A 17,850-nucleotide genomic window follows, 5' to 3' on the forward strand; every position below is an offset into this window, starting at 1 on the left:
TCAGCGGCGGTCGTCGTAACCCGGGTCGACGGTCTCCGGGGAGAGGCCGAGCAGGGTGGCGACCTGCTCCACCACCGTGTCGTGGACGAGGGCGCCCAGCGTCTCGCGGTCGCGGGCCCTGGCCTCCAGCGGGCGGCGGTAGACCACCACCGACGCCGGCGACTGGCCGGTGGCGGCGTCGGCGCGGCCGAACGGGATCGGGTCGGAGCTCAGCTGCGGCCCGTCGCCCAGCTCGCTCAGCGGCGGCACCTCCTCCACCGCGAACTCCACCACCGACAGCTGTTTCTCCCACCGCGGCCGGAGCCGGTCGACGGCGTCGAGCACCAGGTCGTCGAAACGTTCGCTGCGCGACTTGGCCACCGGGACGTGGGAGGGAGCGAGCGGGCCGCGCAGGCCGCGACCGTGCCGATCGCGCCGTCGGGGACCGCGCTTGTTTGTCACGCCAGCAAGTGTACGGGCCCGCCTCCCGCGTCACCGGGAGCGGAGCCGCGGTTCTGGGGCAAGATCGGTGGGGTTCGGGTGATTGGGCAGGTGGTGAGATGGGCAAGCCCGGGGTGGGACGGCCGGCACGAGGCCCGGTGACTTCGGGGCATGTGGGTGGAAAGGCTGCGACAGGTGTCCGAATTGTGGCGACACGCTCGTTAAGAGCGCTCAGATAGTGGCGCCTCGCACTCTTACCGGATACGGTCCCTCCGTGAGCCCCGTCCGCCGTTGTTCCCGCACCGCTTGCAGCCAGCCTGCCGTCTTCACGCTCACGTACGTATACGCCGACTCGACCGCTGTTCTCGGCCCCCTGGCGACGTACGCGGAGCCACACTGTTATGACCTGTGCGCCGAACACGCCGAGCGACTGACCGCCCCCCGCGGCTGGGAGGTGGTCCGCCTGCCGACCGACGGCGCTTCACCCAGTTCCGACGATCTCGAGGCACTGGCCAACGCGGTCAGGGAGGCCGCGCGTCCCACGACGTCCGGCAGCGGGGAGCCGGTCGGTCAGGGGGTCGAGGTCGGCCGCCGCGGGCACCTGCGCGTTCTGAGGTCGGCCCAGCAGCACCGCGACCGGTAGGCTCGTTTTACACGGAGGAGAACGACCTAAGGGCGGAGCTGGAGAGTGGGCGACCTCGCCAAGATCTTCAAAGCGTACGACGTTCGCGGGGTTGTGCCCGACGAGCTCGACGAGCCGACCGCCGAGGCCGTGGGGGCGGCCTTCGTCGAGGTGACCGGCGCCCGGTCGGTCGTGGTCGCACACGACATGCGCGAGTCGTCGCCGCCGCTGGCCGCCGCGTTCATCCGCGGCGCCCGCTCGCGCCGCGCCGACGTCGTGCACGCCGGTCTGGGCTCGACCGACCTGCTCTACTACGCCAGCGGCAGCCTCGGGCTGCCCGGCGTCATGTTCACCGCCAGCCACAACCCGGCGCGCTACAACGGCATGAAGATGTGCCGGGCCGGCGCGGTGCCGATCGGCGGTGACACGGGCCTGACCGAGATCCGCGACCGCGCGGCCGAGCTGGTCGGCGTGACCGCCACGCCCAGCGGCTCCCTGATCGAGAAAGACCTGCTCAGCGGCTACGCCCACCACCTGCGCACCCTGGTCGACCTGAGCGGCGGCCGGCCGCTGAAGGTCGTCGTCGACGCGGGCAACGGCATGGGCGGCCACACCGTGCCGGCCGTGTTCGAGGGGTTGCCGATCGAGCTGGTGCCGCTCTACTTCGAGCTCGACGGCAGCTTCCCCCACCACGAGGCCAACCCGCTGGAGCCGCAGAACCTCGTCGACCTGCAGCGCGCCGTCCTCGACAGCGGCGCTGACCTGGGTCTCGCCTTCGACGGCGACGCCGACCGGTGCTGGGTGATCGACGAGCGCGGCGCGTCGGTCTCGCCGTCGGTGATCACGGCCCTGGTCGCGGCGCGTGAGCTGGCCAAATACCCCGGCGCGACGATCATCCACAATCTGATCACCTCGCTCGGGGTGCCCGAGATCGTCCGCGAGCACGGCGGCGTCCCCGTGCGCACCCGGGTGGGGCATTCGTTCATCAAGGCCGAGATGGCGCGCACGGGCGCGGTGTTCGGGGGCGAGCACTCGGCCCACTACTACTTCAGGGATTTCTGGTTCGCCGACTCCGGCATGCTGGCCGCGATGCACGTGCTGGCCGCGCTGGGCGAGCAGGATCGGCCGCTGTCACAGGTCGTGTCGGCCTATTCGCGCTACCACGCCTCGGGCGAGGTCAACAGCACAGTCTCCGACCAGGGCGAGGCGCTGCGCCGGGTGCGCGAGGCGTTCGCCGCGCGCGGGGAGTTCGACGAGACGGACGGGCTCACCGTGACCGGTCAAGGCTGGTGGTTCAACCTGCGGCCGTCCAACACCGAGCCGCTGCTCCGGCTCAACGCCGAGGCGGCCGACGAAGCCAAGATGACGGCGATCAGGGACGAGGTCCTCACGATCGTGGGAAAGGTGTCAGAGTGAAGATCGACGACTGGCTGCTGGAGATCCTGGCCTGCCCGGCCTGCAAGGCCCCGCTGCGCGCCGAGGCCGAGGCCGACGAGCTGGCCTGCACGGGCTGCGGCCTGGTCTACCCGGTCCGAGACGACATCCCCGTCCTGCTCGTCGACGAGGCCAGGAAGCCGTGACCTGGGAGCCGGAGAGGCTCGACGACCAGCGTCATCTCAGCGAGGCCGACCCCGAGGGCATGCTGCCCGCGGTCGCCGCCTCGGCGGCCCACGTACGCACCGGCCACCGCGCCGCCGTCGAGGCCGGCCTCGACCGGCTGGCCGGCCATGGCCGCCCGCGCGCCATCGTGGTGGCGGGCATGGGCGCCTCGGGCATCGTCGGCGACATGCTCGCCGCGGTCGCCGGCAACGGCGCGCCGCTGCCGATCGTGACCTTGCGCTCCTACCAGCTGCCCGGCTGGGTGGGCGCCACCGACCTGGTGGTCGCCGTCTCCGGCTCCGGTCGCACCGAGGAGACGCTGGCCGTCGCCACGCAGGCCGTCCGCAGGGGCTGCACGCTGCTCGGCGTGGGCCCGGCCGGTTCCCCGCTGCACGCGATCGCCACGCAGGCGTCGGCCGGCTACGTGCCGGTGCCGGTGACCGGGCAGTCGCGGGCCGGCCTGTGGCTGCTGGCCGTGCCGGTGATCGAGGCGGCGGCGGCGCTGCGGCTGGTGCCGGCCGACGCCGGCCTGTTCGAGCGGGTGGCCAAGTCGCTGGAGGACCTGGCGAACCGCTGCCGTCCGTCCAGCGACTCGTTCATCAACCCGGGCAAGTCGCTGGCGATGGACCTCGCCGAGAGCGTGCCGATGGTGTGGGGGGCGTCGGCGCCGACATCGGTCGCGGCCTACCGGCTGGTGTGTCAGCTCGCCGCGAACGCCAAATACCCCGCCGTCCACGGTGAGCTGCCCGAGGCCGCGCACCACCAGGTCGCGGCCTTCGACGGGCCGCTGGCCGAGCGCGACATCTTCGCCGACGCCGCCGGGCGTACGCTCAGGCTGGTCGTCATGCGCGACGTCGAGGAGCACCCGCAAGTCACGCGGCAGCGCAAGGCGGCGCTGAGGCTGGCGGGCGATCGCGACATCCCGGTCACTGAGCTCGCGGCCGAGGGCGAGCACCCGCTGGAGCGGATGGCCTCGCTCATCATGCTGGGCGACTACGCGAGCACGTATCTCGCGCTGGGATATGGGACAGACCCGACGGCTGTGTCAGCGATCACGGAGATGAAGGCCCGAACTTCCCCATAGTATCGCTTATCAGGCCTTTATCGTGATCATGTTGAGTGGAGTAGATCGGTGAGCGCGAGCGGCGGTACCAAGGCAATCATTGCGGCCCTGACCGCGAACCTGGCCATTGCGGTGGCCAAGTTCGTGGCGGCGTTCTTCACCGGGTCCTCCTCGATGCTGGCGGAGGGCATCCACTCGGTCGCCGACTCGGGCAACCAGATCCTGCTGCTGGTCGGCGGCAAGCGGGCGGCCCGGGCGAGCACCCGGGAGCACCCGTTCGGCTACGGGCGCGAGCGCTACTTCTACGCCTTCGTGGTGGCGGTGGTGCTCTTCACGATCGGTGCCGCGTTCTCCATCTACGAGGGCGTGCACAAGCTCTCCGACCCCCACCCGGTGGAGGCGCCGATCTGGGCGTTCAGCGTGCTGATCTTCGCGATCATCGCCGAGGCGTTCTCGTTCCGTACGGCGATCAGGGAGTCGAACGCCGTCCGGGGGCAGCAGTCGTGGTGGGCCTTCATCCGCCGCTCCAAGTCGCCCGAGCTGCCGGTCATCCTGCTGGAGGACCTGGGCGCGCTGCTCGGCCTGATCTTCGCGCTGTTCGGCGTCACGATGGCGGTGCTCACCGGCGACGGCGTCTGGGACGGCATCGGCACCCTGATGATCGGCGTGCTGCTGGCCGTGATCGCGATCGTGCTGGCCATCGAGACCAAGTCGCTGCTCGTCGGTGAGGGCGCCTCGCCCGACGTGGAGGAGCAGATCCGCGGGGCGCTGGCGAACGCGCCCGAGGTCGAGCGGATCATCCACATGCGCACGCTGCACCTCGGGCCGGAGGAGCTGCTCGTGGGCGCCAAGATCGCGGTCGCCCACGACGAGACCGCCGCCGAAGTGGCGCGCAGCATCGACGAGGCCGAGCGGCGCATCCGTGAGGCCGTGCCGATCGCGCGGGTGATCTACCTGGAGCCCGACCTCGACAGGTCGCGCACTCCGGCGTCCTAGGCGGGGCGGCGGGGGCCGTCCGAGGGGCGCAGGAGGCGCAGCGCCTTCTCCTTCTCGAAATCCAGGGCCCTGCGGGGCACCTGGATGCGGCCGATCCGCACCCCGAGGTCGCGTACGGCCGCCGCCACCGCCGGCTCGGTCAGCACCCGCAGCGCGAACGCCAGCTCGGCCGGCGACACGTCGAACCGCTTCTCCAGCTCCACGCCCTGGGCCACGGCCGCCAGCTCGTCGGGGCCGAAGCGCCGGTGCGCCCCCTGCTCCCTGACCGGCGGCAGCAAACCCAGGGCTTCCCGGTATCGGAGCATCCGCGGGGACATGCCGAGCCGTTTCGCCGCTTCCGTGATGCGCATCCTTACATTCTTACGTCAGTTTCGGCCTGCTTGAGATGCGACTCCGCGCGAGCGGCGCCTACACTCGTCGCAGACAACATCAGTGACGCGAGGGGAAACCCGATGGACTTCAAGGTCGCAGACCTTTCACTTGCCGACTTCGGCCGCAAGGAGATCCGGCTCGCCGAGCACGAGATGCCCGGCCTCATGGCGGTCCGCAAGGAATACGCGGCCTCTCAGCCCCTCCGCGGCGCGAAGATCATGGGCTCGCTCCACATGACCATCCAGACCGCCGTGCTCATCGAGACGCTGGTGGCGCTCGGAGCCGAGGTCCGCTGGGTGAGCTGCAACATCTTCTCCACGCAGGACCACGCCGCCGCCGCGGTCGTCGTCGGCCCCGACGGGACGCCCGACGACCCGAAGGGCGTGCCGGTGTTCGCGTGGAAGGGCGAGACGCTCGAGGAATACTGGTGGTGCACCGAGCAGGCCCTGACCTGGCCGAACGGCGACGCTCCCAACATGATCCTCGACGACGGCGGCGACGCCACGCTGCTGGTCCACAAGGGCGCCGAGTACGAGAAGGCCGGCGCCGTGCCGCCCGCCACCGCCGACGACCCGGAGGAGTGGCACGTCATCATCGACCTGCTCACCCGCACGGTCGGCGCCGACAAGAAGTGGACCAGGATCGCCGAGAGCATCAAGGGCGTCACCGAGGAGACGACCACCGGCGTGCACCGCCTCTACGAGATGCACAAGAACGGCCAGCTCCTCTTCCCGGCGATCAACGTCAACGACTCGGTCACCAAGTCGAAGTTCGACAACAAGTACGGCTGCCGCCACTCCGTCATCGACGGCCTCAACCGCGCCACCGACGTCCTGATCGGCGGCAAGGTGGCCGTGGTCTGCGGCTACGGCGACGTCGGCAAGGGCTGCGCCGACGCGCTGCGCGGCCAGGGCGCCCGGGTCATCGTGACCGAGATCGACCCGATCTGCGCGCTCCAGGCGGCCATGGACGGCTTCCAGGTGACCACGCTCGACGAGGTCGTCGGCATCGCCGACATCTTCGTCACCGCCACCGGCAACTTCAACATCATCACCGCCGGGCACATGGCGAGGATGAAGCACCAGGCGATCGTCTCCAACATCGGCCACTTCGACAACGAGATCGACATGGCCGGCCTCGCCAAGCTGCCGGGCATCGAGCGGCGCAACATCAAGCCGCAGGTCGACGAGTGGGTCTTCGCCGACGGCCACTCGATCCTGGTGCTCGCCGAGGGCCGCCTGATGAACCTGGGCTGCGCCACCGGTCACCCCAGCTTCGTGATGTCCAACTCGTTCACCAACCAGGTGATCGCGCAGATCGAGCTGTTCACCAAGACCTCCGAGTACCCGCTCGGCGTCTACACGCTGCCGAAGCACCTCGACGAGAAGGTCGCCCGGCTCCACCTCGACGCTCTGGGCGTCAAGCTCACGGAGCTGACCAAGGAGCAGGCCGCCTACATCGGCGTCCACGTCGAGGGCCCGTACAAGTCCGACCAGTACCGGTACTGATCGATCGAAGAGCTCCGGGAGGGGTGCTCTCCTTCCGGAGCTTTCCCTTCACGGCAGGGAGGCTCCCCGTTCCCGGGGTTCCCGTCTCACGGGGCTTTCCCCTGTCCATCCTTTACGGCAGGCCAAGTCACCCGCACGCGCCGTAGCCCCTTGCCGTCGGTCCTGGCCGGTCGTGAAGGCTCACGGGCCGGGCGCCGTGACGGAGCGGGTTCTTGGCCGCGTTCTTCGGTTGAGGCACCCCATGGATCTGAGTGACAGCGGTGAGCGGCAGATCTCCTGGGCCGCGCGTTCGATGCCGGTGCTGACGGCGATCAGCGAGCGGTTCGCGCTCGAACGGCCGCTCGACGGGCTGCGCATCGCGGCCTGCCTGCACGTCACCGCCGAGACGGCCGTGCTCATGGGGGCGCTGAAGGCGGGCGGGGCCGAGATCGCGCTGGCCGCGTCGAATCCCCTGTCGACGCAGGACGACGTGGCCGAGGCGCTGCGCGGCTACGGCATCGCGGTGCACGCCCGCGCGGGGGTCGACCGGGCCACCTACTACCGCCACATCCACCAGGCGCTCGACGTCGGGCCCGACCTGGTGCTGGACGACGGCTGTGACCTGGTGAACATCCTGCACACCGAACGTACCGACCTGCTGGAAGGCGTCGGCGGCGGGTGCGAGGAGACGACCACCGGCATCATCCGGCTGCGGCAGATGGCGGCGGAGGGCGCCCTGCGGTTCCCCGTCGTGGCGGTGAACGACACCCGGACCAAGCGCATGTTCGACAACCGGTACGGCACCGGCCAGTCGACGCTCGACGGCATCATGCGGGCCACCAACACCCTGCTGGCCGGCCGGACGGTGGTCGTGGCCGGGTTCGGGTTCTGCGGGCGCGGGGTGGCCGAGCGGGCCAAGGGGTTCGGCGCCCGGGTGATCGTCACCGAGATCGACGCCGTCAAGGCGCTCGACGCCACCCTGCAGGGCTACGAGGTGCGCCCGATGGCCCAGGCCGCCATGATCGGCGACCTGTTCGTCACCGTGACGGGCAACCGCGACGTGATCAGGGCCGAGCACCTGGCCGTCATGAAGGACGGCGCGATCCTGGCCAACGCCGGCCACTTCGACGTCGAGATCGACGTGCGGGCGCTGGACGAGCTGACCCACGAGGTGCACCGGGGCGTGCGGCCCAACACCGACGAGTACGTCATGCCCGACGGCCGCCGCCTGCTGCTGCTGGCCGAGGGCCGCCTGGTCAACCTGACCGCCGCCGAGGGGCATCCGGCGGCCGTCATGGACATGTCGTTCTCCGCGCAGGCCCTCGCCGTGGCCTGGCTGGCGGGGGAGCGGGCGGGCCTCGCGCCCGGCGTGTACGACGTGCCGGAGGAGATCGACCATGAGGTGGCCCGGCTCAAGCTGGAGGCCGCCGGCATCGGCATCGACACCCTCACCGCCGACCAGGAGGCCTACCTGCACTCCTGGAGAGTGGGCTCCTAGAACTCGTTCGGTGTCCATCAACTCCTGGTGACCGAGGCGCCGGCCGTCGCCCAGCGCCGGTCGGCAAGCGCAGCGCGGCCCGTCGTTCCAGGCGTTCGGGAGGGCGCTCGAACGGACCGCGGGGCGACATGGTCCGGCAGATCGGCTCGGCCGACAGCCGCGTGGGCCTCGTCGCCCGCGCCATCAGATGGATTCGGCCGCGCTGCAACCGGGTGAAGGTCCTGGCCGACGCAGCGGGCACTTCCTGGCGGTCACGGCGATGAGCCCGCGGCGGTGCCAGAGAACAGCTCCGGCTCCAGGAGGCGCGGATCACGCTGATCTCGGCGCCGCACGACGTGGTGACGGTCGGATACGGCGGGGGTACGACAGCGCCTCGCAGTTCAGCCGCGAATACCGGCGCATGTACGGGCTGCCGCCCGCCCGGGACGCGGCCCGGCTCCAGGCCGAGCTGGACTCGGCGCACGGCGTGCCGATGTAGGCGGGGCCGGTCAGAGCTCGGCCTGCATCTCCTGCATGCGGCGGATCTCGGCCGTCTGGGTGACGTTGACGTCGCCGGCTAGCTCCTCGACCCGGATGTGCGTGCCGCTCATCAGGACCTGCTCGGACATCTTGATCGCGCCGAGGTGGTGGTTGATCATCAGCTCCAGGAACATCCGGTCGAAGTCCTTGCCCTTGGCCGCCTTGAGCGCCTCCAGCTGCTCCGGCGTGGCCATTCCCGGCATGCCCTCGTGCGCGGCGTGGTGTTCGGGCGCCTGCTGACCCTGCTCGCGCAGCCAGGTCGTCATGAACTGGATCTCCGGGCCCTGGGCGGCCTGGATCCGGTCGGCCAGGCTCTTCAGCTTGGCCGACTCCGCCCGGTTGGGGGCGAGCAGCGCCATGTCGAGGGCCTGCCGGTGGTGGACGATCATGTCCTGGACGTACGTGATGTCGGCCGCGTTGGCGGTCGGCGAGGGCACGGCGGTCGCGGCCTCGCTGGGAGACAGCGTCCTGGCCTCTTCGCCAGGACGTCCGGGAGCGATGACGGGCGCGGTCGAGTCGGCCCGGGGCGTCTGCGGCGTCGCGCTGGAGCTGCAACCGGAGAGGGCAACGACCGTGCCCACGATGACGATGAGCGCGGCGCGCACTCAACCTCCCTGCTGACTCGGTGGGAATGGGAACTTTAGGTGAAGAACGCCGCAATTGAAAGGGGTCGAATCGGAACAAAAATTGACACGTTGGACGCTGGCCTGCGAACGCGAAGGAGGTAAGGATTGCGTAGGTTTATGCCCCCTTTATCGGAGGTTCCGAGTGTTCACCCCCCGAAGGGCCGCCGTTCTCGTCGCGGCCCTCGTCGCCTTCGCCGGCACTACCGTGCCGGCCGCGCAGGCGGCTGACATCCCGGCTCCTGGCGAGATCGTCATGAGCCCCAACATCAGCCACGTCACGAACGTTCCCAAGCCCGGGGCGCTGGCCGACATCAACACCGACATGGCCTTCCAGGGCGACTACGCCTATGTGGGCAACTACTCCGGGTTCTCGATCTACGACATCAAGAACCCGAAGAAGACGTCCGTGGTCAGCTCGGTCGTCTGCCCCGGCGGGCAGATGGACATGAGCGTCTACGGGAACCTCCTGTTCGGGTCCGTCGACGCGTCGCTGAACAACGACTCGTGCAGCGCCACCTCGCAGCCGGCCTCCGACAAGAACTCGTGGGAGGGCGTCCGCATCTTCGACGTCTCCGACAAGGCCAACCCGAGGTACATCAAGTCGGTCGAGACGAACTGCGGCTCGCACACCCACACGCTGGTGCCCGACAGCAGTGGCGAGAACGTCTACATCTACGTCTCCTCCTACTCGCCGTCGGCGAACTTCCCCGACTGCCAGCCGCCGCACGACCTGATCTCGATCATCAAGGTGCCGCTGGCCGACCCCACGGCGGCCTCGGTCATCGCCACGCCGAACCTGTTCCCCGACGGCGGGTTCCCGGGCGTGCCCGGGTCGTACCCGGTCGGCAAGTCGGCGACGACGGGCTGCCACGACATCACCTCCTACCCGGAGAAGGGCATCGCGGCGGGCGCCTGCATGGGTGAGGGCATCCTCATGGACATCCGCGACCCGGAGCAGCCGAAGGTCACCGCGACCGTCCGCGACGAGGTGAACTTCGCCTTCTGGCACTCCGCCACGTTCAACAACGACGGCACGAAGGTGATCTTCACCGACGAGCTCGGCGGCGGCACCCGGGCCACCTGCAACGAGGCCATCGGGCCGGACAAGGGCGCCAACGCCTACTACGACATCGTCGACGGGCAGATGGTGTTCAAGAGCTACTTCAAGATCGCCCGTCACCAGGCCGACAGCGAGAACTGTGTCGCTCACAACGGCTCCCTGATCCCGGTCAAGGGCCGCGACATCATGGTCCAGGCGTGGTACCAGGGTGGCATCTCGGTCGTCGACTTCACCGACTCGGCCAACCCGCAGGAGATCGCCTTCTTCGAGCGCGGCCCGGACAACACCGCGCCCCCGCTGGATGGCGGCTTCTGGTCGGCGTACTACTACAACGGCTACATCTACGGCTCGGACTTCAACCTGGGCCTCGACGTGCTGAAGATCAACGACCCGCGTACGAACCAGGCGAACAGCGTGAAGATGGACATCCTCAACACGCAGACGCAGGGCTCGTACCCCGAGCGCGGTCGCTGACCGTTCCCCCCCCGCGGTGAGGGCCGTGACCCGGCCCTCACCGCAGTCGTTCTCCGGAAGTCCAACCGTGATCAAGGAGGATCCCGAGTGTCCCTCACTCGTCGTGCCGTCGCCGTCGCGGCGGCAGCCACCGCCGCGTTAGCGCTGGTCGGCATGCCGGCGCTGGCCGCCGACATCCCGCCCGCCGACACCGTGGTCACCAGCCCCAACGTGACCCACGTGCAGAACGTCCCGAAGCCCGCCTCGATCGCCGCCACGATCAACACCGACATCGCCTTCCAGGGCGACTACGCCTACGTCGGCAACTACGGCGGGTTCTCGATCTACGACATCAAGAACCCCAAGAAGACGAAGGTCGTCAGCTCCGTCGTCTGCCCGGGCTCCCAGATGGACGTCAGCGTCTACGGCAACCTGCTGTTCGGCGCCGTGGACAATCCCCGCAGCGACGACTCCTGCAACAGCACCGGCCTGCCCGCCACCGAGGAGGAATCCTGGGAGGGCGTCCGCATCTTCGACATTTCCGACAAGGCGCACCCGCGCTACATCAAGTCGGTCGAGACGAACTGCGGCTCCCACACCCTGACCGTCGTGCCGGGCAAGGGCCGCGACGCCCGGGAGAACGTCTACGTCTACGTCTCCTCGTACTCGCCGTCGGCGAACTTCCCCGACTGCCAGCCGCCGCACGACAAGATCTCGGTCATCAAGGTGCCGTTGAAGAGCCCGGCCTCCGCGCAGGTCGCGGCCACGCCGGTCGTCTTCCCCGACGGCGGCAACGAGACCCAGCCCGGCCTGCTCCTGCCGACCAGCGGCTGCCACGACATCACCGTCTACGCCGAGAAGGACATCGCGGCGGGCGCGTGCATGGGTGACGGCGTGCTGTTCGACATCTCCGACCGGATGAACCCCGTCGTCACGGCGCGGACCACGGACCCGAACTTCGCGTTCTGGCACTCCGCCACGTTCAACAACGACGCCACCAAGGTCGTCTTCACCGACGAGCTCGGCGGCGGCGGCGCGGCGACCTGCAACGCGACGGTCGGCCCCAACCGCGGCGCGGACGCCATCTACGACATCGTGGACGGCGAGTTCGTGTTCAAGAGCTACTTCAAGATCCCGCGCCACCAGGCCGACACCGAGAACTGCGTCGCCCACAACGGCTCGCTGATCCCGGTCAAGGGCAAGGACATCATGGTCCAGGCCTGGTACATGGGCGGCCTGTCGGTCTGGGACTTCACCGACTCCGCCAACCCGCGGGAGATCGGCTACTTCGAGCGCGGCCCGCGCTCGGACGGCTCCGGCGGCGGCATCTGGTCGGCGTACTACTACAACGGCTACATCTACGCGGCCGACTTCAACGAAGGGTTCGACATCGTCCAGATCAAGGACCGGCTGACGGACGGCGCCAAGGGCGTCCGCATGGACCACCTGAACGTGCAGACGCAGGAGTCGTACGGCCGAGGCCGTCACTGACTCCTCCGCGTCAGCGAGGTGGTGCGAACCCGCCCGGAGTCGCCTGCGGCGGCTCCGGCGGGGGATAGGGGCCCTGCCGCGGCTGTTGCCGCGGCGGGGCCTCCTGCGTGAAAGGCCCTGGCTGCGTGTACGGGCCGGGCTGGGTGTGCTGGTCAGGTCGGGTGTACGGGCCGGGCTGGGGGTGTTCGCCGGGTTGGGCCGAAGGGCCGGGCGGGGGATGGGGGAACGGCTGCGTGCGCGGGGCCGGCGGGGGCGGAGTGGCGAGGCCGAGCTGCTGGGCGAAGCGGGCCTCCTCCCGGCGGCGGCGCTCGGCCAGGACCGCGCTCAGGTACGCGTGCGGCGGCACCCCGGCCGGCGCGGCCGGCGAGACGTATCCCGCCACCTGGTTCGCGATGCGCACCCCCATCTCGTGCTGGACCAGCGGCGACAGGTCGTGCCAGCGCGACAGGTACTGCCGGGCGGCCTGCGCCACCTCGGCGGGCAGCTGGGAGAGCTCCAGTGTGGCCGCCCACCCCGCGAGCTGCGGCGGCATCACGACCGGCGGGGACGAGTCGCGCGGCGCCCGGTCGGAGATCACGATGGTGCCGGCGAAGACGTCGCCGACCCGCTTGCCGCGCTGCGAGACCAGCGACGCGATCAGCGCCGGCGCCCCCCACAGCAGCCAGAACTCCACCACTCCGGCGACCCCGCGGAACAACGCCTGACGGAAACGCTCGGGGCTGCCGTCGTCGCCGACCACGCGCAGGCCGAGCGCCAGCTTGCCGAGGCTGCGGCCCCTGCTGAGGGACTCGAAGACCACCGGGTAGCCGACCATCACCAGCACGACGAACACCACCATGACCGTGCTGAACATGGCCGCGTCCGTGATCGGGGCGAACGCGTTCAACAGGGCGTACGCGCCGATCAGCACGGCGAACTGGACGGCGAGGTCGATGAGGATCGCCAGCGCGCGCGAGGGCATCTGGGCCACGCGCACCTCGACGACTACCGCGTCGCCCGTCACAACCTCTGACATATGTGGAGCCTAACGGCTAACCGTGGGTGTTCGAGCGGCCAGAATGTTCGGGTGGACATCGATGCATTCGTCACGGCACACCGCCCTGTGTGGGACCGGCTCGACCATCTCGTCAAGCACCGCTCGTCACTGACGGGCACCGAGGTGGACGAGCTGGTGGAGCTGTACCAGCGGGTGTCCACGCATCTGTCCATCGTGCGCTCGTCCTCGTCCGACCCCATGCTGGTCGGACGGCTGTCGGCGCTGGTGGCCAGGGCTCGTTCGGCGGTGACGGGCGCGCACGCGCCGGCCTGGCGTGAGCTGGTGCGCTTCTTCACGGTGTCGTTCCCCGTGGTGGCCTACCGGGCGCGGTGGTGGTGGCTGGCCAGCTCGCTGGCGTTCGTGGCGGTCGCCTGGGTGATCGGGGCGTGGGTGGCGGCCAACCCCGACGTGCAGGCGTCGATCGCCAGCCCCGAGCAGATCACCCAGCTTGTCGAGGAGGACTTCGCCGACTACTACTCCGAGCACCCGGCCGCCTCCTTCGCCGGGCGCGTGTGGACCAACAACGCCTGGCTGGCGGTTCAGACGATCGGCTACGCGGTGGTGCTGGGCCTGCCCATCCCGTACGTGCTCTACGCCAACGCCGAGAACGTCGCCGTCTCCGCCGGGCTCATGGCCTCCCGCGACAAGCTCGACATCTTCTTCGGCCTGATCCTGCCGCACGGGCTGCTGGAGCTGACCGCCGTGTTCCTGGCGGCGGCCGTCGGCATGCGGCTCGGCTGGACGGTCATCGACCCCGGCCCGCGCAGGCGCGTCGAGGTGCTGGCCGAGCAGGGCCGGGCCGTGATGAGCGTGGCCCTGGGGCTCGTCGTGGTGCTGTTCCTGTCGGGGCTGATCGAGGCGTTCGTGACGCCCTCCGGGCTGCCGACGTGGGCGCGCGTCGGCATCGGGGTGCTCGCCGAGGTCGCCTTCCTCGCGTACGTGATCGTCTTCGGCCGCCGCGCGGTGGCCAGGAACGAGACCGGAGACCTCGAACGCGCCCCCGACGTCGCCCCCAGCGCCTGACACAACGCCCGCCTCAGCGCCCGCCTCAGGGGGCCTGCCTCAGGGGGCCTGCCTCAGAGGCGGCCGGCGGCCTTCAGGGCGAGGTAGGCGTCCGCGAGCGCGGGCGCGATGTCGTCCGGCGGCGCGTCCACGACCTCCACGCCGTGCCGCCGCAGCCTGGCCGTGATGCGCCTGCGCCCGAGCTGGGCCTGCTCGGCCGCCGCGGCGTCGTACACCTCCTCGGCCGTGCCCCGGCGGCCCGCCATGGCGGCCACCCGCGGGTCGGACACCCCCGCCACCAGCACCAGGTGGCGCGAGGAGAGCTGCGGCAGGACCGGCATGAGCCCCTCGTCCAGGGCCGCCGCGTTGAGGTCGGTCAGCAGCACGACCAGGCAGCGCCGCTTGGCGCGCGACAGGACGGCGGCCACCATGCCCTGCGCGTCGGCCTCGACCAGCTCCGCCTCGATCGGCGCCATCGCGCTGACCAGTGACGACAGCAGCTCGGTGCGCGAGGCGCCGCTCACCCAGGCGCGTACGGCCCGGTCGTGGGCGAGGAAGTCGACCCGGTCGCCGGCCCTGGCCGCCAGCGCGGCCAGCAGCAGCGCGGCGTCCATCGACCAGTCGAGCCGCGGCCAGCCCGGCGTGGGCAGCGCGTCCGGCCCGGCCAGCAGGCCGCCGCCCGTGGGAGCGGCCCCCGCCATGGGGATCGGCGCCTCGCCCACCCGGCCCGCGGACGTGCGGCCGGTGTCGAGCACGATCAGCACCCGGCGGTCGCGCTCGGGCCGCCACGTGCGCACCACCACGTCGTTGCGGCGCGCGGTGGCCCGCCAGTCGATGGACCGCACGTCGTCGCCGACCACGTACTCGCGCAGGGAATCGAACTCGGTGCCCTGGCCGCGGACCAGAGCGGGGTGCCGGCCGTCCAGCTCGCGCAGCCGGGCCAGGCGGGAGGGCAGGTGCTTGCGGGACAGGAACGGCGGCAGCACGCGCACCGTCCACGGCGCCTGATGGCTGCCCTGGCGGGCGGCCAGCCCCAGCGGCCCGACCGAGCGCACGGTGACCCCCGCGGACGAGCGGTCGCCGCGCCGCGTGGGGGCGAGTGTCACGACGATCCTGCGGCGTTCCCCGGCGGGCAGGTCGATGGCGGCCGTGCGCGGGGTCGCGCCCGCCGAGGGCGGCCAGGCGTCGCGCAGCAGGCCGCGCACACGCCTGCCGCCCGGGTTCTCCACCACCAGCTCCACCGTGGCCCGCTGGCCGAGGCGTATCAGGGTGTCGCCGGAGCGGTGGAAGCGCAGTGGCCGAACCGCGCCGGCGAACGCCAGGTCCACGAGGATCCCGGCGGCCAGCAGCAGGCAGACCCCGGCCAGCGCGGCTCCGGGCCGCGGCGCGAACAGCACCACCGCGATCCCGAGCGCCGCGAGCAGCCCTGCACGTCCCGTCAGAGCCATCAGCGCGGGACCGGGACCGAGGCGAGGATGCCGTCGAGCAGGCCGTCGGCGGTGGCGCCCTCCAGCTCGGCCTCCGGCCGCAGCTGGATCCGGTGCCGCAGCGCCGGCCTGGCCACCGCTTTCACGTCGTCAGGCGTGACGTACGGCCGCCCGGACAGCCACGCCCACGCCCGCGAGGCCGCGAGCAGCGCCGTGGCCCCACGCGGCGAGACGCCGAGCTGCAGCGACGGGGAGTTCCTGGTGGCGCGGGCCACGTCGACGATGTAGCCGAGCACCTCGGGCGCGATGTGCACCGTGGCCGCCGCCTCCCGCGCCGCTGCCAGGTCCCGCGCCGAGGCCACGGCCTTGACCTGCGACAGGTCGCGCGGGTCGAAGCCGCGGGCGTGCCGGTCGAGCACCGCGATCTCGTGCTCGCGCGGCGGCAGCGGCACGGTCAGCTTGAGCAGGAACCGGTCGAGCTGGGCCTCGGGCAGCTGGTAGGTGCCCTCGTACTCGACGGGGTTCTGCGTCGCGCACACCACGAACGGGTCGGGCAGCGGCCGGGCCGAGCCCTCCACGGTGACCTGCCGCTCCTCCATCGCCTCCAGCAGCGCCGCCTGGGTCTTCGGCGGGGTGCGGTTGATCTCGTCGGCCAGCAGCAGGTTCGTGAACACCGGCCCCTCGCGGAACTCGAACTCCGCCGTCTTCGAGTCGTAGATCAGCGACCCGGTCACGTCGCCCGGCATCAGGTCGGGGGTGAACTGCACCCGCTTGAAGTCGAGCGACAGCGCCGCCGAGAGCGTGCGGACCATCAGCGTCTTGGCCACGCCGGGCACGCCCTCCAGCAGCACGTGCCCCCTGCACAGCAGCGCGATGACCAGCCCCGTCACCACGGAGTCCTGGCCGACCACGGCCTTGGACACCTCCGCGCGCAGCGCCGCCAGGGCCTCCCTCGCCGAGTCGGCCGGGACCGTCGCGTGGTACGTCTCCTCAGGGTTCAATGACCTGCCTTTCGATCGCGTCCAAGTGTCCGGCCAGCGCGACGAGCCCCGCGTCGTGGTCCGGCGGCGGCCCGTAGAGCACGGCGCCGAGCTGCTGGGGGTCCTGGCCGGTACGCGCCGCGAGCGCGGCGACGACCTCGTGCCGCCCGGCGCCCGAAGCGAGCCCGAGCCGGGGGACGAGCCGGTCGATCGTGCCCTCGCGCAGCGCGTCGGCCGCGCGTCCCCTGGCACGCCTGGCCCGGTAGAGGCGGCCCCGCCCCTCGACGGTCTCGGCCGCCCTGACGATGACGGGCAGCCGCTCGGCCACCACGGGCCCGAGCCGTCTGCCCCGCCAGAACGCGGTGACGGCCAGGGCGGTGATCGCCATGTAGACGGCCCACCGGATGTTGTCGGGCATCAGGTCGTGCATCGACCGGCCCTGCTCGCCCGGCAGGTCGAGGGCCGGCGGCTCGTCGGGGCGCACCAGCCAGGTGACGGGCTTGCCGGTGCCGATGAGATTGAGTGCCAGGGCCGCGTTGCCGTCTTCGGCCAGGCGCTGGTTGGTCATGAAGCCGCCGTCGCCGACGACCGTGGTGACGCCGCCGCCGTGGGTGAACCTGACCAGCAGGTGCCCGTCGCCGGCCGGGTAGCAGGCGGTCGCGCCCGCGGGCCCGCGCATGACCGGCCCGCCGAGGTACGCGCTTCCCGCGGCCGTCGCGGCGGGCAGCCCGCACGCGGGCTCGCGGGAGCGCGGACGTGCGAAGTCCGGCTCCATGCGGACGCCGGGGGCGAGGACCGGCAGCCCCAGCAGGTCGCCGACGATCAGGCGGTCACCGGGGATCGCGGTCAGGGCGAACTCGTCGTGGTAGGCGGTGTCGGTGATCACCAGCACACGGTCGCCGATGGCGGCCTTGGCGGCGGCGGCCGCCACCGAGTCGACCCTGTCGACGGTGACGCCGCGGTCGCGCAGCAGCTCGGCCAGCGCCTTGGAGCCCGAGAGCGAGACGTCGTCGGGATCGAGCGGGCGCGCAGGCCCGCGGTCGGGGCCGATCAGCAGCCCGATGACGGCGGCGATCACGGCCAGGACGCCCACCAGCGCGATGCCGCGCCCGGAGCGCCAGACCGAGCGCACGGTGGGTGAGGTCGCGTACGACTCCCCGGCCTGCGGCGGACGCGTCTCCACGGTCACCGCGCACCTC

Annotated in this window: 17 protein-coding genes; 10 read left to right on the plus strand and 7 right to left on the minus strand. The window is 71.2% G+C overall.

Annotated elements, in window-relative coordinates:
• Window positions 1-441: a metallopeptidase family protein gene (locus ACIBP6_RS34715; RefSeq protein ID WP_397058051.1), complete on the minus strand. Its 441-nt coding sequence runs from the start codon at window positions 439-441 to the stop codon at window positions 1-3.
• Window positions 442-694: 253 nt separating this feature from the next.
• Between ACIBP6_RS34715 and ACIBP6_RS34720 the strand changes: the two genes are divergently transcribed.
• From ACIBP6_RS34720 to ACIBP6_RS34740, 5 genes are read left to right on the plus strand one after another with little or no spacing between them, the layout of a single operon-like run.
• Window positions 695-1,063: a DUF3499 domain-containing protein gene (locus tag ACIBP6_RS34720; RefSeq protein WP_090763568.1), complete on the plus strand. Its 369-nt coding sequence runs from the start codon at window positions 695-697 to the stop codon at window positions 1,061-1,063.
• Window positions 1,064-1,108: 45 nt separating this feature from the next.
• A complete protein-coding gene (locus ACIBP6_RS34725) occupies window positions 1,109-2,458 on the plus strand; it encodes a phosphomannomutase/phosphoglucomutase (protein WP_397058052.1) in 1,350 nt (449 codons plus the stop codon).
• Window positions 2,455-2,622 carry a Trm112 family protein gene (locus tag ACIBP6_RS34730; protein WP_111181895.1) on the plus strand — a complete coding sequence of 56 codons (168 nt, stop codon included), beginning with the start codon at window positions 2,455-2,457 and terminating at the stop codon, window positions 2,620-2,622. The genes ACIBP6_RS34725 and ACIBP6_RS34730 overlap by 4 nt, the downstream gene beginning before the upstream one ends.
• Window positions 2,619-3,725, plus strand: a complete 1,107-nt coding sequence (locus ACIBP6_RS34735; protein WP_397058053.1) for an SIS domain-containing protein — start codon at window positions 2,619-2,621, stop codon at window positions 3,723-3,725. Before ACIBP6_RS34730 ends, ACIBP6_RS34735 begins: the two co-directional genes overlap by 4 nt.
• 48 nt (window positions 3,726-3,773) lie before the next feature.
• Entirely contained in the window at window positions 3,774-4,700 is a 927-nt protein-coding gene (locus ACIBP6_RS34740) for a cation diffusion facilitator family transporter (RefSeq protein WP_397058054.1), read from the plus strand.
• Here ACIBP6_RS34740 and ACIBP6_RS34745 read toward each other — a convergent pair.
• Entirely contained in the window at window positions 4,697-5,050 is a 354-nt protein-coding gene (locus ACIBP6_RS34745) for a MerR family transcriptional regulator (protein ID WP_132619327.1), read from the minus strand. The two genes, ACIBP6_RS34740 and ACIBP6_RS34745, sit on opposite strands and share 4 nt — an antisense overlap.
• Before the next feature lie 102 nt (window positions 5,051-5,152).
• Between ACIBP6_RS34745 and ahcY the strand changes: the two genes are divergently transcribed.
• Window positions 5,153-6,580 carry an adenosylhomocysteinase gene (ahcY, locus tag ACIBP6_RS34750; RefSeq protein ID WP_397058055.1) on the plus strand — a complete coding sequence of 476 codons (1,428 nt, stop codon included), beginning with the start codon at window positions 5,153-5,155 and terminating at the stop codon, window positions 6,578-6,580.
• A 241-nt stretch (window positions 6,581-6,821) separates the two neighbouring features.
• Window positions 6,822-8,057 carry an adenosylhomocysteinase gene (locus tag ACIBP6_RS34755; protein WP_397058056.1) on the plus strand — a complete coding sequence of 412 codons (1,236 nt, stop codon included), beginning with the start codon at window positions 6,822-6,824 and terminating at the stop codon, window positions 8,055-8,057.
• Between the two features lie 488 nt (window positions 8,058-8,545).
• Here the strand turns inward: ACIBP6_RS34755 and ACIBP6_RS34760 are convergent, their stop codons facing one another.
• A complete protein-coding gene (locus ACIBP6_RS34760; RefSeq protein WP_397058057.1) occupies window positions 8,546-9,181 on the minus strand; it encodes a DUF305 domain-containing protein in 636 nt (211 codons plus the stop codon).
• A gap of 163 nt (window positions 9,182-9,344) precedes the next feature.
• Between ACIBP6_RS34760 and ACIBP6_RS34765 the strand changes: the two genes are divergently transcribed.
• Both ACIBP6_RS34765 and ACIBP6_RS34770 read left to right on the plus strand, forming a co-directional pair.
• Window positions 9,345-10,736 (plus strand): LVIVD repeat-containing protein, encoded by a 1,392-nt coding sequence (locus tag ACIBP6_RS34765; RefSeq protein WP_397058058.1) that lies wholly within the window; start codon window positions 9,345-9,347, stop codon window positions 10,734-10,736.
• A gap of 87 nt (window positions 10,737-10,823) precedes the next feature.
• Window positions 10,824-12,206, plus strand: a complete 1,383-nt coding sequence (locus ACIBP6_RS34770; protein WP_397058059.1) for an LVIVD repeat-containing protein — start codon at window positions 10,824-10,826, stop codon at window positions 12,204-12,206.
• Window positions 12,207-12,216: 10 nt separating this feature from the next.
• Here the strand turns inward: ACIBP6_RS34770 and ACIBP6_RS34775 are convergent, their stop codons facing one another.
• Window positions 12,217-13,221 (minus strand): RDD family protein, encoded by a 1,005-nt coding sequence (locus ACIBP6_RS34775; protein ID WP_397058060.1) that lies wholly within the window; start codon window positions 13,219-13,221, stop codon window positions 12,217-12,219.
• Window positions 13,222-13,272: 51 nt separating this feature from the next.
• Here ACIBP6_RS34775 and ACIBP6_RS34780 point away from each other — a divergent pair, with 51 nt between their 5' ends.
• Window positions 13,273-14,265 carry a stage II sporulation protein M gene (locus ACIBP6_RS34780; RefSeq protein ID WP_132620795.1) on the plus strand — a complete coding sequence of 331 codons (993 nt, stop codon included), beginning with the start codon at window positions 13,273-13,275 and terminating at the stop codon, window positions 14,263-14,265.
• Between the two features lie 53 nt (window positions 14,266-14,318).
• On the opposite strand, the gene ACIBP6_RS34785 is transcribed toward ACIBP6_RS34780, so the two are convergent.
• Genes ACIBP6_RS34785 through ACIBP6_RS34795 form a run of 3 tightly spaced genes read right to left on the minus strand, consistent with a single transcriptional unit; the run spans window position 14,319 to window position 17,840 of the window.
• Entirely contained in the window at window positions 14,319-15,692 is a 1,374-nt protein-coding gene (locus ACIBP6_RS34785) for a DUF58 domain-containing protein (protein ID WP_397058061.1), read from the minus strand.
• Window positions 15,692-16,672, minus strand: a complete 981-nt coding sequence (locus tag ACIBP6_RS34790) for an AAA family ATPase (RefSeq protein ID WP_397058062.1) — start codon at window positions 16,670-16,672, stop codon at window positions 15,692-15,694. Before ACIBP6_RS34790 ends, ACIBP6_RS34785 begins: the two co-directional genes overlap by 1 nt.
• Complete coding sequence (locus tag ACIBP6_RS34795; RefSeq protein ID WP_397058063.1) at window positions 16,662-17,840, minus strand: DUF4350 domain-containing protein; 1,179 nt, start codon at window positions 17,838-17,840, stop codon at window positions 16,662-16,664. The genes ACIBP6_RS34790 and ACIBP6_RS34795 overlap by 11 nt, the downstream gene beginning before the upstream one ends.
• Window positions 17,841-17,850 lie beyond the last annotated feature (10 nt).

This window comes from Nonomuraea terrae, from assembly GCF_044465245.1.
Taxonomy (GTDB): Bacteria; Actinomycetota; Actinomycetes; order Streptosporangiales; family Streptosporangiaceae; genus Nonomuraea; species Nonomuraea terrae.

What these genes read in the sequence shown, in the direction of transcription:
- ACIBP6_RS34745 (WP_132619327.1), bottom strand. Translation starts at nt 5,050, where the DNA reads ATGCGCATCACGGAAGCGGCGAAACGGCTCGGCATGTCCCCGCGGATG.
- ahcY (WP_397058055.1), top strand. Translation starts at nt 5,153, where the DNA reads ATGGACTTCAAGGTCGCAGACCTTTCACTTGCCGACTTCGGCCGCAAG.
- ACIBP6_RS34755 (WP_397058056.1), top strand. Translation starts at nt 6,822, where the DNA reads ATGGATCTGAGTGACAGCGGTGAGCGGCAGATCTCCTGGGCCGCGCGT.
- ACIBP6_RS34775 (WP_397058060.1), bottom strand. Translation starts at nt 13,221, where the DNA reads ATGTCAGAGGTTGTGACGGGCGACGCGGTAGTCGTCGAGGTGCGCGTG.
- ACIBP6_RS34785 (WP_397058061.1), bottom strand. Translation starts at nt 15,692, where the DNA reads ATGGCTCTGACGGGACGTGCAGGGCTGCTCGCGGCGCTCGGGATCGCG.